At 67.6% G+C, this 18,846-nt stretch carries 19 protein-coding genes and 1 pseudogene; 12 read left to right on the top strand and 8 right to left on the bottom strand.

Annotation, left to right across the window (positions count from 1 at the left end):
- Window positions 1–109: 109 nt before the first annotated feature.
- From QC826_RS22470 to QC826_RS22485, 4 genes are all read left to right on the top strand, one after another.
- Window positions 110–1,960, top strand: coding sequence for a CHASE domain-containing protein (locus QC826_RS22470; protein ID WP_279762526.1), 1,851 nt, complete (start codon window positions 110–112; stop codon window positions 1,958–1,960).
- A 145-nt stretch (window positions 1,961–2,105) separates the two neighbouring features.
- Window positions 2,106–2,966 carry a hypothetical protein gene (locus tag QC826_RS22475; protein WP_279762527.1) on the top strand — a complete coding sequence of 287 codons (861 nt, stop codon included), beginning with the start codon at window positions 2,106–2,108 and terminating at the stop codon, window positions 2,964–2,966.
- 350 nt (window positions 2,967–3,316) lie between these two features.
- Window positions 3,317–4,006, top strand: a complete 690-nt coding sequence (locus QC826_RS22480; protein WP_279762528.1) for a glycine-rich domain-containing protein-like — start codon at window positions 3,317–3,319, stop codon at window positions 4,004–4,006.
- A gap of 73 nt (window positions 4,007–4,079) precedes the next feature.
- Window positions 4,080–4,286, top strand: a complete 207-nt coding sequence (locus QC826_RS22485) for a hypothetical protein (protein WP_279762529.1) — start codon at window positions 4,080–4,082, stop codon at window positions 4,284–4,286.
- Window positions 4,287–4,412: 126 nt separating this feature from the next.
- Here QC826_RS22485 and QC826_RS22490 read toward each other — a convergent pair whose 3' ends face one another.
- The 3 genes from QC826_RS22490 to QC826_RS22500 all read right to left on the bottom strand — a co-directional run bounded on the left by QC826_RS22490 (window position 4,413) and on the right by QC826_RS22500 (window position 6,315).
- The gene (locus QC826_RS22490; protein ID WP_008445950.1) at window positions 4,413–4,652 is read right to left on the bottom strand and encodes a hypothetical protein; all 240 of its coding nucleotides are present in this window, start codon (window positions 4,650–4,652) and stop codon (window positions 4,413–4,415) included.
- Between the two features lie 248 nt (window positions 4,653–4,900).
- Complete coding sequence (locus QC826_RS22495) at window positions 4,901–5,146, bottom strand: hypothetical protein (protein WP_139236404.1); 246 nt, start codon at window positions 5,144–5,146, stop codon at window positions 4,901–4,903.
- 272 nt (window positions 5,147–5,418) lie between these two features.
- On the bottom strand, window positions 5,419–6,315 hold the full coding sequence (locus tag QC826_RS22500) for an SDR family oxidoreductase (RefSeq protein WP_279762534.1): 897 nt from the start codon (window positions 6,313–6,315) through the stop codon (window positions 5,419–5,421).
- Window positions 6,316–6,327: 12 nt separating this feature from the next.
- Here QC826_RS22500 and QC826_RS22505 point away from each other — a divergent pair, with 12 nt between their 5' ends.
- The 3 genes from QC826_RS22505 (at window position 6,328) to QC826_RS22515 (ending at window position 8,610) form a co-directional block, all read left to right on the top strand.
- On the top strand, window positions 6,328–7,356 hold the full coding sequence (locus tag QC826_RS22505; protein WP_279762535.1) for a CDP-6-deoxy-delta-3,4-glucoseen reductase: 1,029 nt from the start codon (window positions 6,328–6,330) through the stop codon (window positions 7,354–7,356).
- Between the two features lie 26 nt (window positions 7,357–7,382).
- Window positions 7,383–8,048: a DUF1345 domain-containing protein gene (locus QC826_RS22510; protein ID WP_279762536.1), complete on the top strand. Its 666-nt coding sequence runs from the start codon at window positions 7,383–7,385 to the stop codon at window positions 8,046–8,048.
- Between the two features lie 199 nt (window positions 8,049–8,247).
- Complete coding sequence (locus QC826_RS22515; RefSeq protein WP_099415910.1) at window positions 8,248–8,610, top strand: HPF/RaiA family ribosome-associated protein; 363 nt, start codon at window positions 8,248–8,250, stop codon at window positions 8,608–8,610.
- A gap of 77 nt (window positions 8,611–8,687) precedes the next feature.
- On the opposite strand, the gene QC826_RS22520 is transcribed toward QC826_RS22515, so the two are convergent.
- The gene (locus QC826_RS22520; RefSeq protein ID WP_279762537.1) at window positions 8,688–9,476 is read right to left on the bottom strand and encodes a helical backbone metal receptor; all 789 of its coding nucleotides are present in this window, start codon (window positions 9,474–9,476) and stop codon (window positions 8,688–8,690) included.
- A gap of 171 nt (window positions 9,477–9,647) precedes the next feature.
- Here QC826_RS22520 and QC826_RS22525 point away from each other — a divergent pair, with 171 nt between their 5' ends.
- Window positions 9,648–10,640 (top strand): GGDEF domain-containing protein, encoded by a 993-nt coding sequence (locus tag QC826_RS22525; RefSeq protein WP_279762538.1) that lies wholly within the window; start codon window positions 9,648–9,650, stop codon window positions 10,638–10,640.
- A gap of 32 nt (window positions 10,641–10,672) precedes the next feature.
- Here QC826_RS22525 and QC826_RS22530 read toward each other — a convergent pair whose 3' ends face one another.
- The gene (locus QC826_RS22530; RefSeq protein WP_313872794.1) at window positions 10,673–10,969 is read right to left on the bottom strand and encodes a DUF5610 domain-containing protein; all 297 of its coding nucleotides are present in this window, start codon (window positions 10,967–10,969) and stop codon (window positions 10,673–10,675) included.
- Window positions 10,970–11,045: 76 nt separating this feature from the next.
- Window positions 11,046–11,477, bottom strand: a pseudogene (locus QC826_RS31340) (hypothetical protein); the annotation flags it as partial.
- On the opposite strand from QC826_RS31340, the gene sbcB reads away from it, so the two are divergent.
- Window positions 11,476–12,924, top strand: a complete 1,449-nt coding sequence (gene sbcB / locus QC826_RS22540) for an exodeoxyribonuclease I (protein ID WP_279762541.1) — start codon at window positions 11,476–11,478, stop codon at window positions 12,922–12,924. The pseudogene QC826_RS31340 and the gene sbcB sit on opposite strands and share 2 nt — an antisense overlap.
- A 108-nt stretch (window positions 12,925–13,032) precedes the next feature.
- Here the strand turns inward: sbcB and QC826_RS22545 are convergent, their stop codons facing one another.
- Together QC826_RS22545 and pyrF are read right to left on the bottom strand one after the other, a co-directional pair.
- Window positions 13,033–15,381, bottom strand: a complete 2,349-nt coding sequence (locus tag QC826_RS22545) for a TonB-dependent receptor domain-containing protein (RefSeq protein WP_279762542.1) — start codon at window positions 15,379–15,381, stop codon at window positions 13,033–13,035.
- Between the two features lie 405 nt (window positions 15,382–15,786).
- Window positions 15,787–16,608, bottom strand: a complete 822-nt coding sequence (gene pyrF / locus QC826_RS22550; protein WP_279762543.1) for an orotidine-5'-phosphate decarboxylase — start codon at window positions 16,606–16,608, stop codon at window positions 15,787–15,789.
- Between the two features lie 238 nt (window positions 16,609–16,846).
- Here pyrF and QC826_RS22555 point away from each other — a divergent pair, with 238 nt between their 5' ends.
- Genes QC826_RS22555 through QC826_RS22565 form a run of 3 tightly spaced genes read left to right on the top strand, consistent with a single transcriptional unit; the run spans window position 16,847 to window position 18,808 of the window.
- A complete protein-coding gene (locus tag QC826_RS22555) occupies window positions 16,847–17,473 on the top strand; it encodes a LemA family protein (RefSeq protein ID WP_279762545.1) in 627 nt (208 codons plus the stop codon).
- Window positions 17,474–17,477: 4 nt separating this feature from the next.
- Complete coding sequence (locus tag QC826_RS22560) at window positions 17,478–18,269, top strand: TPM domain-containing protein (protein WP_279762546.1); 792 nt, start codon at window positions 17,478–17,480, stop codon at window positions 18,267–18,269.
- 11 nt (window positions 18,270–18,280) lie between these two features.
- A complete protein-coding gene (locus QC826_RS22565) occupies window positions 18,281–18,808 on the top strand; it encodes a TPM domain-containing protein (protein WP_279762547.1) in 528 nt (175 codons plus the stop codon).
- Window positions 18,809–18,846: the final 38 nt, after the last annotated feature.

Raw genomic sequence — 18,846 nt, forward strand, 5'->3', positions numbered from 1 at the left:
AAAGTTGCTTGACGGGAGTAAGCAGTCGTTTATATATTTGAGCAATATTGTCCAATCCACCCCGCCAGCGGGACTTCCAGCACAAGGAGCAGCCTCGAGCCACCGCATCATGCCTGCCTTCCTCGCGCACAAATTCGTACTCTCCCCCAAGAAACCGGTCTGGTGGAGCGGCGTGCTGCTGTCGCTGGGGGTGGGCGCGCTGCTGTACTTCGTCACCGCCGGCTCGATCGAGCACGACGCCGGCCAGCGCTTCAAGCACCAGGCGCGCAACACCCAGTACGCCATCGCCTCGCGCATCAAGGCCTACACCGACGTGCTGCGCGGCGCGGCCAGCTTCGTCCAGGCCACCGAGCAGATCAACCGGGCCAGGTTCCACCACTACGTCGCCGGCCTCGACCTGCAGCAGCACTTCCCGGCGATCGACAACATCAACTACGCGCAATACCTGACCGAGGCGCAGCGCGCCGACTTCGAGCGGGCCATGGCCGACCCGGCCGAGCTGGCGCGCGACGGCTACCCGCCGCTGCGCATCAGCCCGCCGGGCCGGCGCGCCGACTACTCCGTCATCACCATGCTCGATCCGGTGCGGCCCTTCGCCGAGAAGTTCGGCGTCGACATCGCCGCCAAGGAGCACGTCGCCAGCGTGCTGGCGCAGGCGCGCGACAACAACACCCTGAGCACCTCGGGCCAGCCGATCGACATCCTCAGCAAGCCGCGCCAGTCCGGCCTGGCGATGCGCCTGCCGGTCTACCGCAACGACCGGCCGCTGCACAGCGTGGCGCAGCGCCGCGCCGCCTACCTGGGCACGGTGGGCATCGGCTTCAGCGTGCACCGCCTGGTGCAGGGCGCGCTCGAGGAGATGCCGGTGCGCGCCGTGCGCCTGTCGCTGTACGACGGCGGCAAAAGCTCGGAGCCGGTGCTGCGCCAGGCCGAGCCGGGCGACATGCTGCTGTTCGACAGCCAGCCGCCGGGCGCGCGCCGGCTGGCCGACGGCAAGCTGTTCTCCATCGTGCTGCCGCTCGACTTCAACGGGCGCGCCTGGAAGGCCCGCTTCAGCGCCCCCAAGTCCGACTGGTACACCAGCTTCGACGCCTACCTGCCCTGGCTGGCCCTGCTCACCGGCTTCGCCGGCACGCTGCTGATCTACGCCCTGTTCCACACCCTGTCGTCGTCGCGCCTGCGCGCCATCAAGATGGCCAAGGCGATGACCCAGGAGCTGCGCGACAGCCAGGCCAAGCTGCAGATGTCGCACCACAAGCTGCGCCGCCTGGCCGCCCACGCCGAGCAGATCAAGGAGCAGGAGCGCAAGCGCATCGCCCGCGAGATCCACGACGACCTGGGCCAGAACCTGCTGGTGCTGCGCATCGAGGCCGACATGCTGGCCTCGCGCACGCGCGGGCGCCACCCGCGCCTGCACGCCCGCGCCCGCCTGACGCTGAGCCAGATCGACACCACCATCAAGAGCGTGCGCCACATCATCAACGACCTGCGCCCGACCGTGCTCGACCTGGGCCTGGCCGCCGCCGTCGAGTGGCAGATCGCCCAGTTCCGCCAGCGCTCCGGCATGGTCTGCGAGCTCGTCGGCCACCAGCACGAGATCGCCATCAACGACCACTGCGCCACCGCCTTCTTCCGCGTGCTGCAGGAGTCGCTCAGCAACATCCTGCAGCACGCCAAGGCCAGCCTGGTGCGGGTCGAGCTGCGCCAGCAGCACGGCATGCTCAGCATGACCATCAGCGACAACGGCGTCGGCATCCGCGCCAACAGCCGCAACAAGATCGGCTCCTTCGGCCTGGTCGGCATCGAGGAGCGCATCAGCATCCTCGGCGGCGAGTGCGCCATCAGCGGCGGCGCCAACGCCGGCACCACGGTGACGGTGTCGGTGCCGATCGAACAGCAGGCCGCGGCGCCGTACCAGGCCGGCGCGGACAGCCCGCTGGCCGCCGACGCGGCGGTCTGAGCGCGGCCGCCGCCCGGGGCGAACTCCGAGGGCGCTAGGAATTTCCCGACAAACATTGATAAATATCAATATGGATGAGATGACAAGGGTCAAGAATCAGCATGCATGCTTTTCATCAACCCGTCTCACTGGAAGGGAATACCTCATGGACTCGACCGCATTCGACGCAATTGCCCAATTGGATCTGGAACCCATCAAAGTCAAGCTGATGCACCGGGAATCCGGCGAGGGCTGGACCCTCGAGCACGCCAACGCGATCGAGTTCGAGTACCGCCGCTTCCTGGTCCTGATGAAAAAGTTCCCCAACGAGCAGACCGCGCCGCTGGTCGACGTCGACACCTTCTGGCACTACCACATCCTCGACACGATGAAGTACGCCGCCGACTGCGACGCCATCTTCGGCCACTTCCTGCACCACTTCCCCTACATCGGCCTGCGCGGCGAGGACGACGAGCAGGCCCACCTGCGCGTCGGCCAGCGCATGAAGGAGTTGTACGAACAAACCTTCGGCGAGGACTATGTGCGCGCCGAGACCGCCTATTCCGGCGTGGCCAACCAGGCCGCCTACTCGGGCGCCGCCGCCGCGCAGACCGCCTATTCCGGCGCCGCCGCCAAGACCGCCTACTCGGGCGCCGCCGCCGCGCAGACGGCCTACTCCGGCGCCGCCGCCAAGACCGCCTACTCGGGCGCCGCCGCCGCGCAGACGGCCTACTCCGGCGCCGCCGCCAAGACCGCCTACTCCGGCGCCGCCGCCGCGCAAACGGCCTACTCCGGCGCCGCCGCCAAGACCGCCTACTCCGGCGCCGCCGCCGCGCAAACGGCCTACTCCGGCGCCGCCGCCAAGACCGCCTACTCGGGCGCCGCCGCCGCGCAGACCGCCTACTCCGGCGCCGCCGGCCAGACCGCCTACTCCGGCGCCAGCGCCGCCCAGGCCAGCGAGGCCATCGAGAACGCCCGCCTGGCCAGCTTCTACAGCGAGCGGCCGCGCCTGAAACCGGCCGCCTGAGCGCCTAAGTAGCATTTGAGCAATCCAACCCCGCCGCCCGCCGGCGGGGTTGTTCCTCCCTCCCGCCGTCCGCCGCTGTGTCGCCGTTCAGACACTATCAAAACGCAAGCAATTATCTGCCGATTTTCCCGCCAGACACTGTGCGATCCGCCTTCACTTTTTGAAGTTTGTGGTTGAAATCGGCGTTTCCCTGCCTATACTGGGAAAGTTGACACAAGGCAAGTCAACGGCGAGGCCAGGCCGGCCGAGCCAACGCAGCGCCCTCCGGTGCCGAATCCACGCACCGTCCGGCAGCACGATTCCGCCACACCACCGCAGCGCATCCATATTTCCAAAAAGGGTTTACGTCCATGATTTCCAATGACAGCTTCACAGCGATCGCCGCTCTCGACCTGGAACCGATCAAGGTCAAACTGATGCACGCCGAGTCGGGCGAGGGCTGGTCGCTCGACCAGGTCAACGCCGTCGAGTTCGAATACCGCCGCTTCTTGTACCTGATGAAAATGTTCCCGCAGGAACAGACGGCGCCGCTGTTCGACGTCGACATCTTCTGGCACTACCACATCCTCGACACGATGAAATACGCCGCCGACTGCCAGGCCGTGTTCGGCTACTTCCTGCACCACTTCCCCTACCTCGGCCTGCGCGGCGAGGACGACGAGGCGGCCCACCACCGGGTAGGCGAGCGCATGCGCGAACTGTACGAGGCGACCTTCGGCGACAGCTATCTGCGTCCCGCCGCCGCGGCCTACTCGGGCGTGCCGCCGCAGCAGGCCAAGGGCAGCGCCTATTCCGGCGTGCCGACCGTGGCGTACTCGGGCGTGCCGCCGCAGCAGGCCAAGGGCAGCGCCTATTCCGGCGTGCCGACGGTGGCGTATTCGGGCGTGCCGACGCAGAAGATGGCATACTCTGGAGTACCGACGCAGAACATGTCGGCCTACTCCGGCGTGCCGCCGCAGCAAGCGGTGGCCTACTCCGGCGTGCCGGGCGCGTCGACCACGGAGAATTTGTATTCGACCCGGCCGCGACTGAGCGCCTAGCCGTTTCAGCCAGTGCCGCCGCCTTCGCCTCGAGCGGCGGCGGCACGCCCGGCCCTTATTTCAGGAGCGCATCATGAGCATCAGCGCCATACCCTCCAGCGGCAGCGCCGTCAGCAGCGCCAGCGTAGTGCAAACCGCGCCCCCGCCGGCGGCCGAAGCCCCCAAGCAGGTCGACAAGCCGGCCGAACGTGTCGCACCGCCACCAGCACCGGCCGCCACCACGCCATCGGTCAACACCAGCGGTCAGAAGATCGGCACCACCATCAGCACCTCGGCCTGAGCGGCCTAGTCGGCAGGCCGCGCGCTTGCCGCAGGTGGCAGACAACAGACGAAAAAAAAGCGCGAGCCATAGCTCGCGCCCGTCCGGCCTTGCGGCCGCCGCGGCCGCTATGGCCGCGCGACGACTTTATGCCGCCATCAGCTCGCGCAGTTCGCGGATGCTGAAGTCGCTGATCTCGTGCATGCGGATCAGGATGGTCGCGCCGATCGGCAGCGTGTTGTGGCGGATCTTGCTGATCACCGGTGGTGCGACTTCCAGCGCGCGCGACAGGGCCGCGTCGTTTTTCAGTTGCAGTTTTTCGATGATGGCATCCAAAACGCGATTTGGATTGTAGGTGGGCGACGCCGTGATTTCTTTGATAGACATAATGGTTTCAATCCGTTCTTTGGCCGCCTTTGGATAAAAGCGACACTAAAATAAAAAAATTTTTAGCTGAAATGCCAAGGCAGCACTGTTAAACGCAGTTGTTTATGCCGGTTTCGAGCGCACAATGCACATAATACACCCTTCTGTTAACGTTCGGCTAACGCAGGTGATATTTTTGTGATTTTTTGATAGATTTTGCAGCTATTTCTTATGCTAGGAAGATTTCGGTAGCGAAATAGCAATGAAAATCAACGGGATCGGCTGACGCCGGCGGCGAGGAAGCACCATTCGACGGCCAACAGCGTGGCCAGTTGCGCGATGCTGCTGGGGAGGAAGAGGCACTGGTTGCCGGAATTGGTGTTGAGCGAGGAGTAGCCATACCACCCCAGTTGCTGTCGGATTTCCGCCGGGGTTGGCGGTGGCCGGCGGTCGAACTCGCGCAGATGCATATACGCCCGAACCTGTTCTTTGGTTGGATGCAGGATGGTAGGCATGCGCACTCCTTGAGGAAGTCGCCAATCACACGCCGTGGCGACACGGGAAAGACAAACTAATTAACGGCAGGCAAACCCAATTCTGCAGCGCCAACCTCGATTTCGCTCACAATATCGTCAAGCGACAAACCCGGGCTTGATGCACATCAAGCCGTCATGGTCAGCCGCCATCTGAAGCCAGTCTGCGCCGCGAAGCTTACAGTTGGCTTTCATCGTTGCCCGAGAAACAGGCATGTTGCTTTTTTGGCGTAGGCGACAGGGCGCGCCAATTGTCAAGGCACTATTTTAGCGCAGGCGGCCAGGGTCGCCGCCACGGTCGGATAGCGCAGACGCACGCCCAGCTCTTTTTTCAGCCGCCCGTTGCGCAGGCGCCGCGATTCCGACATGAACGACAGCAGCGCCGGCGTGACCACCTGGCGCAACTGCTCGCGCGGCAGGCGCGGCGGCCGGGCCAGGCCGTGGGCGTCGGCCACGGCGTCGAAGTAGGCGCCCATTTTCAACTCGCTGTCGTCGCTGGCGTGGTAGACCCGGTTCGGCGCGCCGCGCCACAGCGCGCGGGCGACGATGGCGGCCAGGTCGTCGGCGTGGATGTGGTTGGTGTAGACGTCGTCGACCTCGCGCAGCGCCGGGGTGCCGGCCTGCAGGCGCTTGAGCGGCAGCCGCTCGGCGCCGTAGATGCCGGGCACGCGCAGGATGGCCAGGCGGCCCCGGGCGCGCACGGCCCAGGCGCGCAGCACCTGCTCGGCGTCGACCCGGCGGCGGGCGCGCGCGTTGTGCGGCGCCGGCGTGCGCGTCTCGTCGATCCAGGCGCCGCCGCAGTCGCCGTAGACGCCGCTGGTGCTGACATAAACCAGCCGCGCCCGCTCAGGTAAAATGGCGCTCAGATGGCGTGTGCGCCGGTCCTGCGCGCCGTCCGCTTGCGGCGGCGCCAGATGGACAATGTAGTCCGCCAGGCCGGCCAGCCGGCGCAGCGTGGCCGGCCGGTCCAGGTCGGCCAGCAGCGGCACGGCGCCCAGCGCGCGCAACTCGTCGCGCCGCTCGGGCCGGCTGGTGACGGCGAACACGCGGAAGCGCCCGCGCAGCAGCGGCAGCAGGCGCATGCCGACGTCGCCGCAACCGAGGATGAGCAGGCGCGGCAGGTTTATTTTTCGAGTCAGAGTTTTTTTCATATCAAGGATTGTATGACGTTCCACATTACTGTTCAGCCCAGCGGCCATCAATTCAGCTGCGAGGAAGACGAAACCGTGCTGGCCGCCGCCATGCGCGCCGGCGTCGGCCTGCCCTACGGCTGCAAGAACGGCGCCTGCAGCTCCTGCAAGGGCAAGGTCGTGTCCGGCTCGGTCAGCCACAAGGCGCACCAGCAGCGCGCCCTGACGGCGGAGGAGGAGGCCCAGGGCTACTCGCTGTTCTGCTGCGCCAGCGCGCACAGCGACCTGGTGATCGAGGCGCGCGAGGTGGCCGGCAGCGAGGACTATCCGCTCAAGAAGATGCCGTCGCGCGTGGCCGGCATCGAGAAGGTCGCGCCCGACGTCGTCGTGCTGACCTTGCAACTGCCGGCCAACGAGCGGCTGCGCTACCGCGCCGGCCAGTATATCGAATTCATGCTGCGCGACGGCAAGCGGCGCAGCTACAGCATGGCCAGCGCGCCCGACGGCGACGCCCCGATCACCCTGCACATCCGCCACATGGCCGGCGGCCTGTTCACCGAGCAGGTGTTCGGCACGATGAAGGAGCGCGACATCCTGCGCTTCGAGGGGCCGCTCGGCACCTTCTTCGTGCGCGAGGACTCGGCCAAGCCGATGCTGCTCCTGGCCTCGGGCACCGGCTTCGCGCCGATCAAGGCCATCGTCGAGCACCTGGTCCACGCCAAGTCGGAGCGCGCCATGACCCTGTACTGGGGCGGCCGCCGCCCGCAGGACCTGTACATGGACGCGCTGTGCCGCCAGTGGGCCGAACAACTGCCCAACTTCCGCTACGTGCCGGTGGTGTCGAACGCGCTGGCGGAGGACCAGTGGCAGGGCCGCGCCGGCTTCGTCCACCAGGCCGTGATGGCCGACCTGCCCGACCTGTCCGGCCACCAGGTCTACGCCTGCGGCGCGCCCGCCATGGTCGACTCGGCCAAGCGCGACTTCGTCGCCCAGTGCCAGCTGCCGGCCGACGAGTTCTATGCCGACGCCTTCACCACCGAAGCCGACCTGAACCGGCCGTAAGGCCGGCTCACTTTCACCATCCGTCCATGTCCGTCCCGCTTCCCTTCCGCAGCTTCGTGCGCAGCCGTCCCCACCTGACCCTGGCCATCGTGCTGGGCGCGCTGGTCGGCCCCTTCCTGCCGGCCGCCTGGCCCTTTCTGACACGCCTGCTGGCGGCCTGGGACGTGGCCGTCTGGGCCTATCTGCTGACCATGGGCTGGATGATGGTGCGGGCCGACCACGGCCAGGTCAAGCGCGCCGCCGCGATCCAGGACGAGCGCTCGCCGGTGATCCTGGCGACGCTGAGCGCGGCGGCGATGATGAGCTTGTTGGTCATCTTCTCGCAGTTGTCGGCGCTGAAGGACTTGCCGGCCGGCGACAAGGCCTGGCACTACGCCTTCGTCATCGTCACCCTGCTCGGCTCCTGGTTCCTGGTCGGCACCCTGTTCTGTGTCCACTACGCCCACCTGTACTACCGCCAGGACGGCGGCCACAGGCCGCTCGCCTTCCCCGACCAGCAGCTGGAGCCGAACTACTGGGACTTCCTCTACTTTTCCTTCACCATCGCGGTGGCGGTGCAGACCGCCGACGTGTCGCTGCACACGCGCACCATGCGCAAGGCGGTGCTCGGCCAGGCGGTGCTGAGCTTCTTCTTCAACCTGGTCATATTGGGGCTCTCCATCAATATTGCAGCAGGCCTGATCAATTCCTGAGTAGCTAGGTCGACTAAGCATTCTGGAGTACCGGCGGTGGCCGAAAAAAGGAGTAATATGAAGTCATGTGCACAGCGTTTCAGCCAGATGCACACTGGCCGCGCCATGGCGTCGCACTCCGCGCCACGCGGCCCTCGAAGCACATTGCTTTGACCTGGGTTGGACGGGTTTATCTTTTTGTATAACCGGGAGTAAGCATATGCAGATCAAAGTCAACACCGATACCACCATCGAACATCATGCCAGCCTGGATGAACATGTGCAGACCGTCGTCGCCGCCGCCCTCAATCGCTTCGGCGAGCAGATCAGCCGGGTCGAAGTCCACCTGAGCGACAAGAACAGCCAGAAATCGGCCGACGGCGACAACCGCTGCCTGATGGAAGCCCGCGTCGCCGGCTACCAGCCGATCGCCGTCAGCGACCACGCCGCCACCCTGCACCAAGCCATCGCCGGCGCCGCCGACAAACTGAAACGCGCCGTCGACAGCGCCCTCGGCCGCCTGAACGACAAACGCCACACTCCGGTGCCAGTGGCCGCCGAGGCCGAAGCGGAAGAAGAATAAGTCCCCCGGCCGGCATGCCGCCGGCCCACCACACGGAGCACACAGCCGCCCCTCCCCGCCCACGCGGGGCCGGCGGCTTAGTTTTGCGCCAACTGGCGCAAATAGCGCAAGCCCCGCAGGGCGCGCGTGCCGTACCACGACATCATTTCCCCATCGACCAGCAGGACCGGCTTGCCGATCTGCTTTTCCAGCGCGTCGGCGTGCGCCTCGGTGAAGCGGTAGGGCTCGCTCGACAGCAGCACGCCGTCGATCTGTTCGAGCAGCGCCGGCGACCAGTCGAAGCGCGGATAGCGCCCGCCGCCCAGCGCCGGCACGCGCCAGCCGATCTGCCCCAACATGTTGGCGATATAGGTGTCGGCCGACACGCTCATCCACGGGTCCTGCCAGATGCAGTACAACATGGTCTGCGCCGGCCCGCGCGGCGCCGCCTGCAGCGCGGCGTATTCGGCGGCGAAGTCGGCGCACCAGGCCTCGGCCCGCGCCTCGGCGCAGAAGATGCCGCCCATCAGGCGCACCAGCGCCAGGTTGTCGAACGGCGTGTTGGGATGGGTCACGACGATGTGCGGAATGAACTCGGCCAGCGCCTCGACGGTGGGCTTTTCATTCTCGTCGATGTTGACCACCAGATGGGTCGGCGCCAGCCGGCGGATCTTCTCCAGGTTGACGTCCTTGGTGCCGCCCACCTTGGGAACCGCGGCCACCTGCGCGGCCGGATGGATGCAAAAACCGGTGCGCCCGACCAGCTGGCCGGCCAGGCCCAGGTCGCACAACAACTCGGTGATGGACGGCACCAGCGAGACGATGCGCGCCTGGGGCGCGGCCGCGTGCGCGGTGCCGATTGCGTCGATGAAACTCGTGGTGCCCATGGTATTTTCCTGCGGGTGGTTGACGGCGCCATTGGAACACAGGCGGCGGCCGGCGCGCACAAAATATTACCAGGCTAAGGTCCGCCAGACCGCCGGCGGCGCGGCGATTGCGCTATGATCGACCTTCAGCTTGCCAGTAGGAACCTTGTTCTACGTTTTGGAAAGATTACCTTGAAACAAATCTGCACCTTCGGCACCTCCAGCTACCGCATCGGCGACCTGCAATTACTGCGCGACTCGGACGACGAGGCGGCCATCGCCAAGCTGCTGGCCGATTGCCCCGTGGTCGAGGTGGCCAGCGGCGAGGTGGTGGCCGACGCCAGCCGCGCCCGCCTCTACATCGTGCTGCGCGGCGCGCTGGCGGTGGCCGCCGACACCCGCACCGGCATGGCCGACGGCACCGTCAGCAAGGCCGTGCCGGGCGAGAGCGTGGGCGAGCAGTCGGTGCTCGACGAGGAGACCAACCTGTCGTCGATCAGCGCGCTGGAGGACAGCGAGCTGCTGGTGATCGAGGCCGAACTGGTGTGGAAGCTGATCGACGAGTCGAACGCGCTGGCGCGCAACCTGCTGCGCCTGCTGTCCTTCCGCATCCGCGCCGCCAACGCGCAGTTGCGCCGGCGCCAGAAGCTGGGCGAGTTCTACCGCCAGCTGTCGATGATCGACGGTTTGACCGGCCTGTACAACCGCGCCTGGCTGAACGACCTGCTGCCGACCATGATCGCCACCGCGCACGGCGCCGGCACGCCGCTGGCGCTGATCATGATCGACCTCGACCACTTCAAGAAATTCAACGACCGGCACGGCCACCTGGCCGGCGACGAGGCCCTGCGCGCCGCCGCCCACGTGCTCAGCGGCGCGCTGCGGCCGACCGATTTCGCGGTGCGCTACGGCGGCGAGGAAATGATGGTGCTGCTGCCGGACACCAACAGCAAGGTCGCCCTGCTGGTCGCCGAGCGGCTCTGCGAGCGCATGCAGAACGCCGTGGTGTTCGCCGACATGCGCGCGCCGCTGCCGCACATCACCGCCTCGCTGGGCGTGGCCAACCTGCGGCCGGGGCAGGACGACGAGGCGCTGATCGCGCTGGCCGACGCCGCCCTCTACCGCGCCAAGGACCAGGGCCGCAACCGCGTGGTCACCGAGGCGGCCGTGCCGGCGGGCGAGTGAGGGCACGGCCGGCAGGCTGAAGGAAGCGCGCGCTAGGCGGCCTTGCCGAAGGCGACCCGGGCCGTGGTCTTGGCGCTGGCGCCAACGCCAACGCCGACCGTGGCATTGGCGTCGCCGGCCGCGCCGGCCGCCGCGGCGTCGGTCGCCGGCTTGGACTTGTGCGCCGCCAGGAAGTCGTCATAGCCCTTGTCGACCAGCTCCTGGGTCTTGTCGATGTTGCTGGCGATGTCGCCGCCCAGCACGTTCAGGCCGCGCAGGATGCCGCGCGCCTCGGAAAAGCCGGTGGTGGCGCCGCCGCGTATCGTGTCTAGGAACTTCTGCAACACCACGTCCGGGTCCGTCGCCCGGGTGCTGCTGGCGGAAGGCGTCGTAAAAAGCCGTCGACAAGGCTACAATGCGGCCCGCCGTGCCCTCCGGCGTGTTGTCCTGCGACATGGCGTTCTCGATCGCGTTGTCGCCGAACTGGTCCTTGAGGGCCTCGTTGATGCCGGTCAGCGCCGATTTGAGCAGCAGCGCCAGCGGTTCGTTGCCGGCGCCGATGGACACCGTCAGCGAGGCCTGCACGATGGAGGCGTTGAGCTGGCCCTTGGCCTTTTGCACGGCGCCCATGCCGCTGTCGTCCTTGACTTTGAGGTTGTCGGTGGCCGGGGCCGGGGCCGCCGTGGGGGCGCCGCCAGTGGCGCCGACGGAAACGGGATTTGACACGATAGCTCTCCTTGGTCCAGCATTCTGTGCAACCATACGGGCGGCGCGCGCCCCCGGCCGGAACAGAATTGCAATAATTATAATTAACGGCAGAAAACCAGAAAACTGTAGCCCTTTTTTTAGCGAACTCATGAGCACCCACACCTTCCTCTGGCACGACTACGAAACCTTCGGCGCCCAGGCGCGCCGCGACCGGCCGGCCCAGTTCGCCGCCATCCGCACCGACGCCGAGCTCAACGAGATCGGCGAACCGATCATGCTGTATTGCCAGCCGGCAAACGATTTCCTGCCCGACCCGCAATCGTGCCTGATCACCGGCATCACGCCGCAGCAGTGCCTGGAGCTCGGCGTGCCCGAGCACCAGTTCGCCGCCACCATCGAGCAGGCCTTCTCCCAGGCCGGCACCATCGGCGTCGGCTACAACACCATCCGCTTCGACGACGAGATCACCCGCTTCATGTTCTGGCGCAACCTGATCGACCCCTACGCGCGCGAATGGCAGCACCAGTGCGGCCGCTGGGACCTGCTCGACGTGGTGCGCATGACCTACGCGCTGCGCCCCGAGGGCATCGAGTGGCCGCTGCGCGAGGACGGCAAGCCCAGCTTCCGCCTCGAGCACCTGGCCGCCGCCAACGGCCTGCTGCACGAGGCGGCGCACGACGCGCTGTCGGACGTGCGCGCCACCATCGCGCTGGCCCGCCTGATCAAGCAGAAGCAGCCCAAGCTGTTCGACTTCTGCTTCGCGCTGCACAAGAAGGACCGCGTCGCCGACGAGATCGGCATGCAACTGGCGCCGGCGCTGCGCGCGCCCTTCCTGCACGTGTCCGGCATGTTCCCGGCCGAGCGCGGCTGCCTCGGCCTGGTCTGGCCGCTGGCGCAGCACCCGTCGAACAAGAACGAGATCATCGTCTGGGACTGCGGCCACGACCCGCGCGAGCTGTTCGGGCTGGACGCCGACACCATCCGCACGCGCATGTTCACGCGCGCCGACGCGATGCCCGAGGGCATGACGCGGCTGCCGGTGAAGAGCATCCACCTGAACAAGTCGCCGATGCTGGTGGCCAATTTGAAGACGCTGACGCCGGCCATGGCGGCGCGCTGGGGCATCGACCTCGAGCAGGGCCGCGCCAACGCCGCGCTGGCCGCCGCCGGGCCGGACATGGGCGCCGTCTGGGCCCGGGTGTTCCAGCGGCCCGGCGCGGCCGAGTCGCTCGACGTCGACGAGGACTTGTACGGCGGCTTCGTCGGCAACAACGACCGCCGCCTGCTCGACTCGCTGCGCAAGGAAAGCCCGGCCAAGCTGGCCGCGCTGCGCCCGTCCTTCGACGACCAGCGCCTGCAGGAACTGCTGTTCCGCTACCGCGCGCGCAACTTCCCGCAGACCTTGACGGAAGCCGAGCAGCAGCGCTGGGAGGAGCACCGCGCCGCCCGCCTGTTCGACGGCGAGGCCGGCGCCCGCACGGTCGACCAGTTGTTCGGCGAGATCGACCACCTGCAGGAGACCGCCGACGAACGCGGCGAGGAGATCCTCGGCGCGCTGTACGACTACGCCGAGATGGTGGCGCCGCAGCGACAGTGACGCCGACGCCGACGCCGTTGGCGTTGGCGTAGGTCGGAGGGGGCCGCCGCCGGCGCTGGCCTTCCAGCGCCGCCAATGAGCGGCGTCGCTCCCCGCCGCCCGTCCCCGTCAAAAACGGTTCGACACGCTCAAGTAAATATTGCGCGCCTTCCCCACCTGCGGCGTGGTCTCCGTCTTCATCGCGTTCAGGTACGGCCGGTTGAACAGATTGTGCACACCGGCCAGCACCTCGACCTGCCGCCCCAACACCTTCAGCGGCGACGCCTCCGGCTGCCAGCGCACGCTCAGGTCGGTGATCGTGTAGGCATCGCGCACATAGTAAATGGTCTGCTTGTTGCTGACCACCGTCGCCGGGTTCTGCCCGGGCGGCAACCAGTGCGACACGGCCAGCTTGACGCTGGTCTCCGGTGTCAGCCAATAGGCGGCCGCCACGCGCAGCTTGTCGGCGAAGGCGGACGGGAAGTTCTTGCCGGTGGCCTGGTCGACCTGCCGCAGATGCTCGAAGCTGGCGTCCAGCTCCAGTTGCGGCAGCTTGTACTCCACCTCCACCTCGTAGCCGCGCCGCTTGACGAGGTCGGCGTTGACGTACTGGGCATAGTTCTCGCTCTCCGGCGGCGTGCCCAACTCCGGCCGCGCCTTGAGGCCGATCATCTGGGATATTTTGCCGTCGAACAGCATCGCCTTGGCGAACAGGCTGTCGCGCGCGGCAAACACCGCGCCACGGCTCAGCGAAGCGCCCACCTCCACCTCCTTGGACAGCTCCGGCTTCAGGCCGGCATTGGGCAAGTACCAATAGAAGGGGTTGAGCGGGCCGTTCGACGACGTTTCGTGCGGCGTCGGCGCGCGGTAGGTTTGCGCATAGTTGCCCAGCAGGGTCAGCCCGCCGCCCACCGCTAGGCTGGCCCCCAGCCGCGGCGAGAAGTTCGAGGCGCTGTACGCTTGCGCCTGGCTTTTCACCCTGCGGCGGAAGCTGTCGTAGCGGCCGCCGGCGTGCAGCACCAGCCGCTCGTCGAGCAGACGCATTTCCTCCTGGACGTAGACGCCGCTGTCCTGGTAGGTGTTGGGCATCGAGCCGAAGTCGCTCAGCGCGCCATTTTGCAGCATGCGGGCGTCTTCGTGGCGGCGCTCGTGGCTGACCCCGAGCAGCAGGCGGTGGCCGGCGCCGAAGGCGGAGAACGCCATCTTGTTCGACACATTCAGGCCGCTGCGCTCGTCCTGGTTGCGGTAGTCCACCGTCGTCCGCCCGGCGCCGGCCTGGTGGTCGTAGCCGCGCTGGTAGCTGGCGTCGGCCCGGTACAGCGTGGCGTCCAGGTTCAGCCACGGCAACCCGGCCGGATTGGCGGTGTAGCGCAACACCCAGTCGCGCTGGCTGAGCTTGCCGTACACGGGGCCGGTGCTGGGCGTCTGCGCGTGCCACAGCGTTTGCCAAGCCGTGCCCACGCGCTGCTGGAAGTCGAAATAGGACAGGCTCAGGCGCTGGCGCGGCGCCACGTTCCAGCCGCCCTTGACGAAGTACACATTGCCGTTCTCATCGTTGTCGGTTTGCCGGTAGCGATTCGGCGCCGTGCCCACGGTGCGCGCCAGTTTGATGTTGCCGTCGTGGCTCTTCTTGGCGTAGGCGAGGAAATCGACGACGCCGGCGGCGGGCGCGGCGGCGAGCGCCAGATAGGCCTCGCGGCGGTTGTTGCTGTCGTAGCGCAGCTTGGTGGCGGCCCCCGTTTCCGCGCCGGGCGCGACGAAGTCGGCGGCGTCGACCGTGGTCATCGCCACCACGCCGCCGATGGCGCCGCCGCCGTGCGACACCGACGACGAGCCCTTGACGAGCTCCGCCCGCTTCAGCAGGTCGTTGTCCATGCGGAAACTGGAGATATGGTTGGAGAACATCGACACCGAGCGGCGCACGCCGTCCTGCTTGACGATGACCCGGTCCTCGCTCTGGTAGCCGAAGCCGCGCACGGCGAAGTGCTGGCCGATGTCGCGGCCGCTGCCGCCGCCGGAGGCGAAGCCGGGCACCTTGGCCAGCGCCTCGACGACGTTGCCGTGGGTCGAGAAATCCTCGCGTTCGAGCACCGCCACCGAGCCCGGATAGGCGGCGCGCGCGACGCCGATGCCGGTGCCGCTCACCGTCACCTCCGGCATCACCTGCTGCGCCCCGGCGCGCACGATGTGCAGGCGCTGGCCGTGCAGCTCGGCCTCGAAGCCGCTGCCGGCGAGCAGCCGCTCGAGCGCCGCGCGCGTCTCGAAATGGCCGCTTAACGCGGGCGCGGGCAGCGATTGCAGCGCCGCCACCTCGCCGCTCAGGCGCAGCCCGGCCAATTGCGCCAACTGGCCCAGCGAGGCCGCCAGACCCTGCGCGGGCAGCGCCAGCTCCAACCCGACGGCCAAACCGGCGCCGGAAACGGCGAACAAAACAGCGGCGCTCAGCGCGCGCAAGCGAAGGGAGTGCATAGCAGACATGTGACTATCCTCAAAAGTAAGTGGGTCGTTTACGTTTTGAGTGCCGACTGGTGCCTGAACGGTATGGTGAACAATCCGCCAAGAAAATATTGAATGCGAATCATACGCAATACTAATCATTTAGTAATGTTTCCGCAAGGATAACCGCCGGGGCCGGCCGGCGCGGGCGGCGAGGAGATCCTCGGCGCGCTGTGCGGCTACGCCGAGATGGTGGCGCCGCCGCGCTACCAGGCGGACTGGCGCCGCGCGGACAGGCGGGACGCCGGCCTTGCCCCACGAGCGAAGGGGTCTGACTCCCCGCCTTGGCGCCATCGGGGTCAGTCCCCGTGGCGTATCGGGGCGCGGGGTAAAAAAATGGCCGGGACGCGCGTGGCGGCCCGGCCATGTTCACATCAAGTCAGCGACTCAGGCGCGGTGCAGATTGATCGCGTCGCGCGTCTCCAGCGCCACCCGGCGGGCGGCGGCGGCGAAGTCCTCGCCCGGCTGGCGCGTGGCGTACAGAATGGCGCGCGAGGAGTTGATCATCATGCCGCTGCCGTCGGCGGTCTTGCCCGAGCCGACGGTGGCGGCGATGTCGCCGCCCTGGGCGCCGATGCCCGGCACCAGCAGCGGCATGTCGCCGACGATGGCGCGCACCTGCGCCAGCTCCTCCGGATAGGTGGCGCCGACCACCAGGGCGCACTGGCCGTTGCTGTTCCACTTCTCCGCCACCAGGCGCGCCACGTGCTGGTACAGCGGCTTGCCGTCGACCTGCAGGAATTGCAGGTCGGAGCCGCCGGCGTTCGAGGTGCGGCACAGGATGATCACGCCACGGTCGCTCCACTCCATGTACGGCTCGACCGAGTCGGAGCCCATGTAGGGGTTGACGGTGACGGCGTCGGCGCCGTAGCGGTCGTAGGCCTCGCGGGCGTACTGGCGCGCGGTGGCGCCGATGTCGCCGCGCTTGGCGTCGAGGATCAGCGGAATGTGCGGGTAGTTGGCGCGCAGGTAGGAGCAGATGTTCTCCAGCTGGCGCTCGGCGCCCAGCGCCGCGAAGTAGGCGATCTGCGGCTTGAACGAGCAGGCCAGGTCGGCGGTGGCGTCGATGATCTCGGTACAGAACTTGAAGATGCCGTCCGGATCGTTTTGGAACTGCGGCGGCAGCTTGGCCATGTCCGGGTCCAGTCCCACGCACAACAGGGAGTCGTTGGCCGTCCACGCGGCAGACAATTTATTAATGAAATTCACGACACACCCTTCTATTCAGTTGCAAACCCTCCATTGTACCGCGCCGGCCGGGCGGCGGCCCGAACGCCGCGCGCCCTCCCCGCGCGCGCCGGCAAAATCGGCGAAACGGTATTGAAATCCGCGCCAACGGCCACGATTTTTCGCTTTGATGTCAACATCGCCGCAAATTCAGCGCGACCGGGACGCCCGTTGCGGCGCGGCTGAGGTATATTCACCATATCCATTTGCGGGAGCAAGCATGTCCACCACTTCATCACCCAGTTCCTTCTGGTCGCGCCTGCTGCGACTGGCCCTGTTCGCCGGCCTGCTCGGCGCCCTGCTGTCCGGCTGCGGCTACAACGACTTCCAAAGCCGCGACGAGGCCACCAAGGCGGCCTGGGGCGAGGTGGTCAACCAATACCAGCGCCGCGCCGACCTGATCCCCAACCTGGTCAACACCGTCAAGGGCTACGCCAGCCACGAGAAGGACACGCTGGAGGCGGTCACCCGCGCCCGCGCCGCCGCCACCAGCTTCCAGATCACCCCCGAGGTGCTGAACAATCCGGCCGCCTTCCAGAAGTTCCAGCAGGTGCAGGGCGAGCTGTCGGGCGCGCTGTCGCGGCTGATGGCCGTGTCGGAGAAGTACCCCGACCTGAAGGCCGACACCAGCTTCCGCGACCTGCAGTCGCAGCTCGAGGGCACCGAGAACCGCATCACCGTGGCGCGCCAGCGCTACATCGTCACCGTGCAGGAATACAACGTGCTGGCGCGCAGCTTCCCCAGCAACCTGACGGCGATGGTGTTCGGCTACCAAGTCAAGCCCTCGTTCACGGTGGAGAACGAAAAGGCCATCTCGACCGCGCCGACCGTCAATTTCGGCAAGTGATCCGATGAAAGCGCTGCGCGCATTGTTGTGGCTGCTCTGGCTGGCCGTGGCCCTGCCGGCCCCGGCGCAGCAGTTGCCGGCGGTGCCGCCGCTGGCCGCCCGCGTCACCGACCAGGCCGGCATGCTGGACGCCCGGCAACGCGGCGCGCTGGAGGCGGTGCTGGCCGACTACCAGGTCAAGACGGGCAGCCAGATCGCCGTGCTGCTGGTCAAGAGCACGGCGCCCGAGGCCATCGAGCAGTACAGCATCCGCGTCGCCGACGCCTGGAAGCTGGGCCGCAAGGGCGTCGACGACGGCGTGCTGCTGCTGGTGGCGAAGGACAATCCGCCGGCCCTGCGCCGGCTGCGCATCGAGGCCGGCCGTGGCGTGCAGGGCGTGCTTACCGACGCCCAAGCCAAGCGGGTGTTGCAGGACGTCATCGCGCCGCACTTCCGCCAAAACGATTTCTACGGCGGCCTGGTGGCCGGCGTGGGCGCCATCAGCACCCTGCTGAACCAGGAGAAATTCCCCGCCGCCGACACCCGGGCGCCGGCCGAGGAGGAAAGCGAGCTGGTCCTGTGGCTGCCGCTGCTGTTCTTCGGCGGCCTGGTGCTGCTGGCCCTGCTGCGTTCGCGCGGCGGCCCGCGCGTGGCGCGCGGCAACTGGGGCTCCGGCGCCAAGGGCGTGCTGCTGGGCGCCGCGCTCAACGAGCTGAGCCAATCCGGCCGCCATGGCGGCGGCGGCGGCGGCGGCGGCGGTGGCTTCTCCGGCGGCGGCGGCGGTTTCGACGGCGGCGGCGCCTCGGGGAACTGGTGATGGACGAGACGATGAACGAGCAAACCAGCAGCACCCTGGCCGGCCGCTGCGCGCGCGCCTGGCGCCACCTGTGCAGCACCAGCAGCGCCGGCCGGCGCGCCTTCCCGCCGGCCACGCTGGCGGCGATCGAGGCGGCCATCGGCGCCGGCGAGCAGCGCCACCGCGCCGAGATCCGCCTGATCGTCGAGGCGGCGCTGCCGCTGGCCGCCGCCTTCGACAACTTGTCCAACCGCGCGCGGGCGCGCCAGTTGTTCGCCCAGTACGGCCTGTGGGACACCGAGGAGAACTGCGGCGTGCTGGTCTATATCAACCTGGCCGAGCAGGCCGTCGACATCGTCGCCGACCGCAACGCCGGCCGCAGCGTCGCGGCGGCCGACTGGCAGGACGTCTGCGCCCGCCTGACCGGCGGCTTCGCCCGGGGCGACTTCCACGACAGCACGCTGGCCGCGCTGGAGCGCTTGAACGCTCTGCTGCTGCAACACTTTCCGGCCGACGGCGCCCGTCCCAACCAGTTGCCCAACAACGCCATCATCCTGTAGTTTAGAATCCGCTACCGCAACAGGGCGCCACGGGCGTC

Source organism: Rugamonas sp. DEMB1 (genome assembly GCF_029834475.1).
GTDB lineage: Bacteria > Pseudomonadota > Gammaproteobacteria > Burkholderiales > Burkholderiaceae_D > Rugamonas > Rugamonas rubra.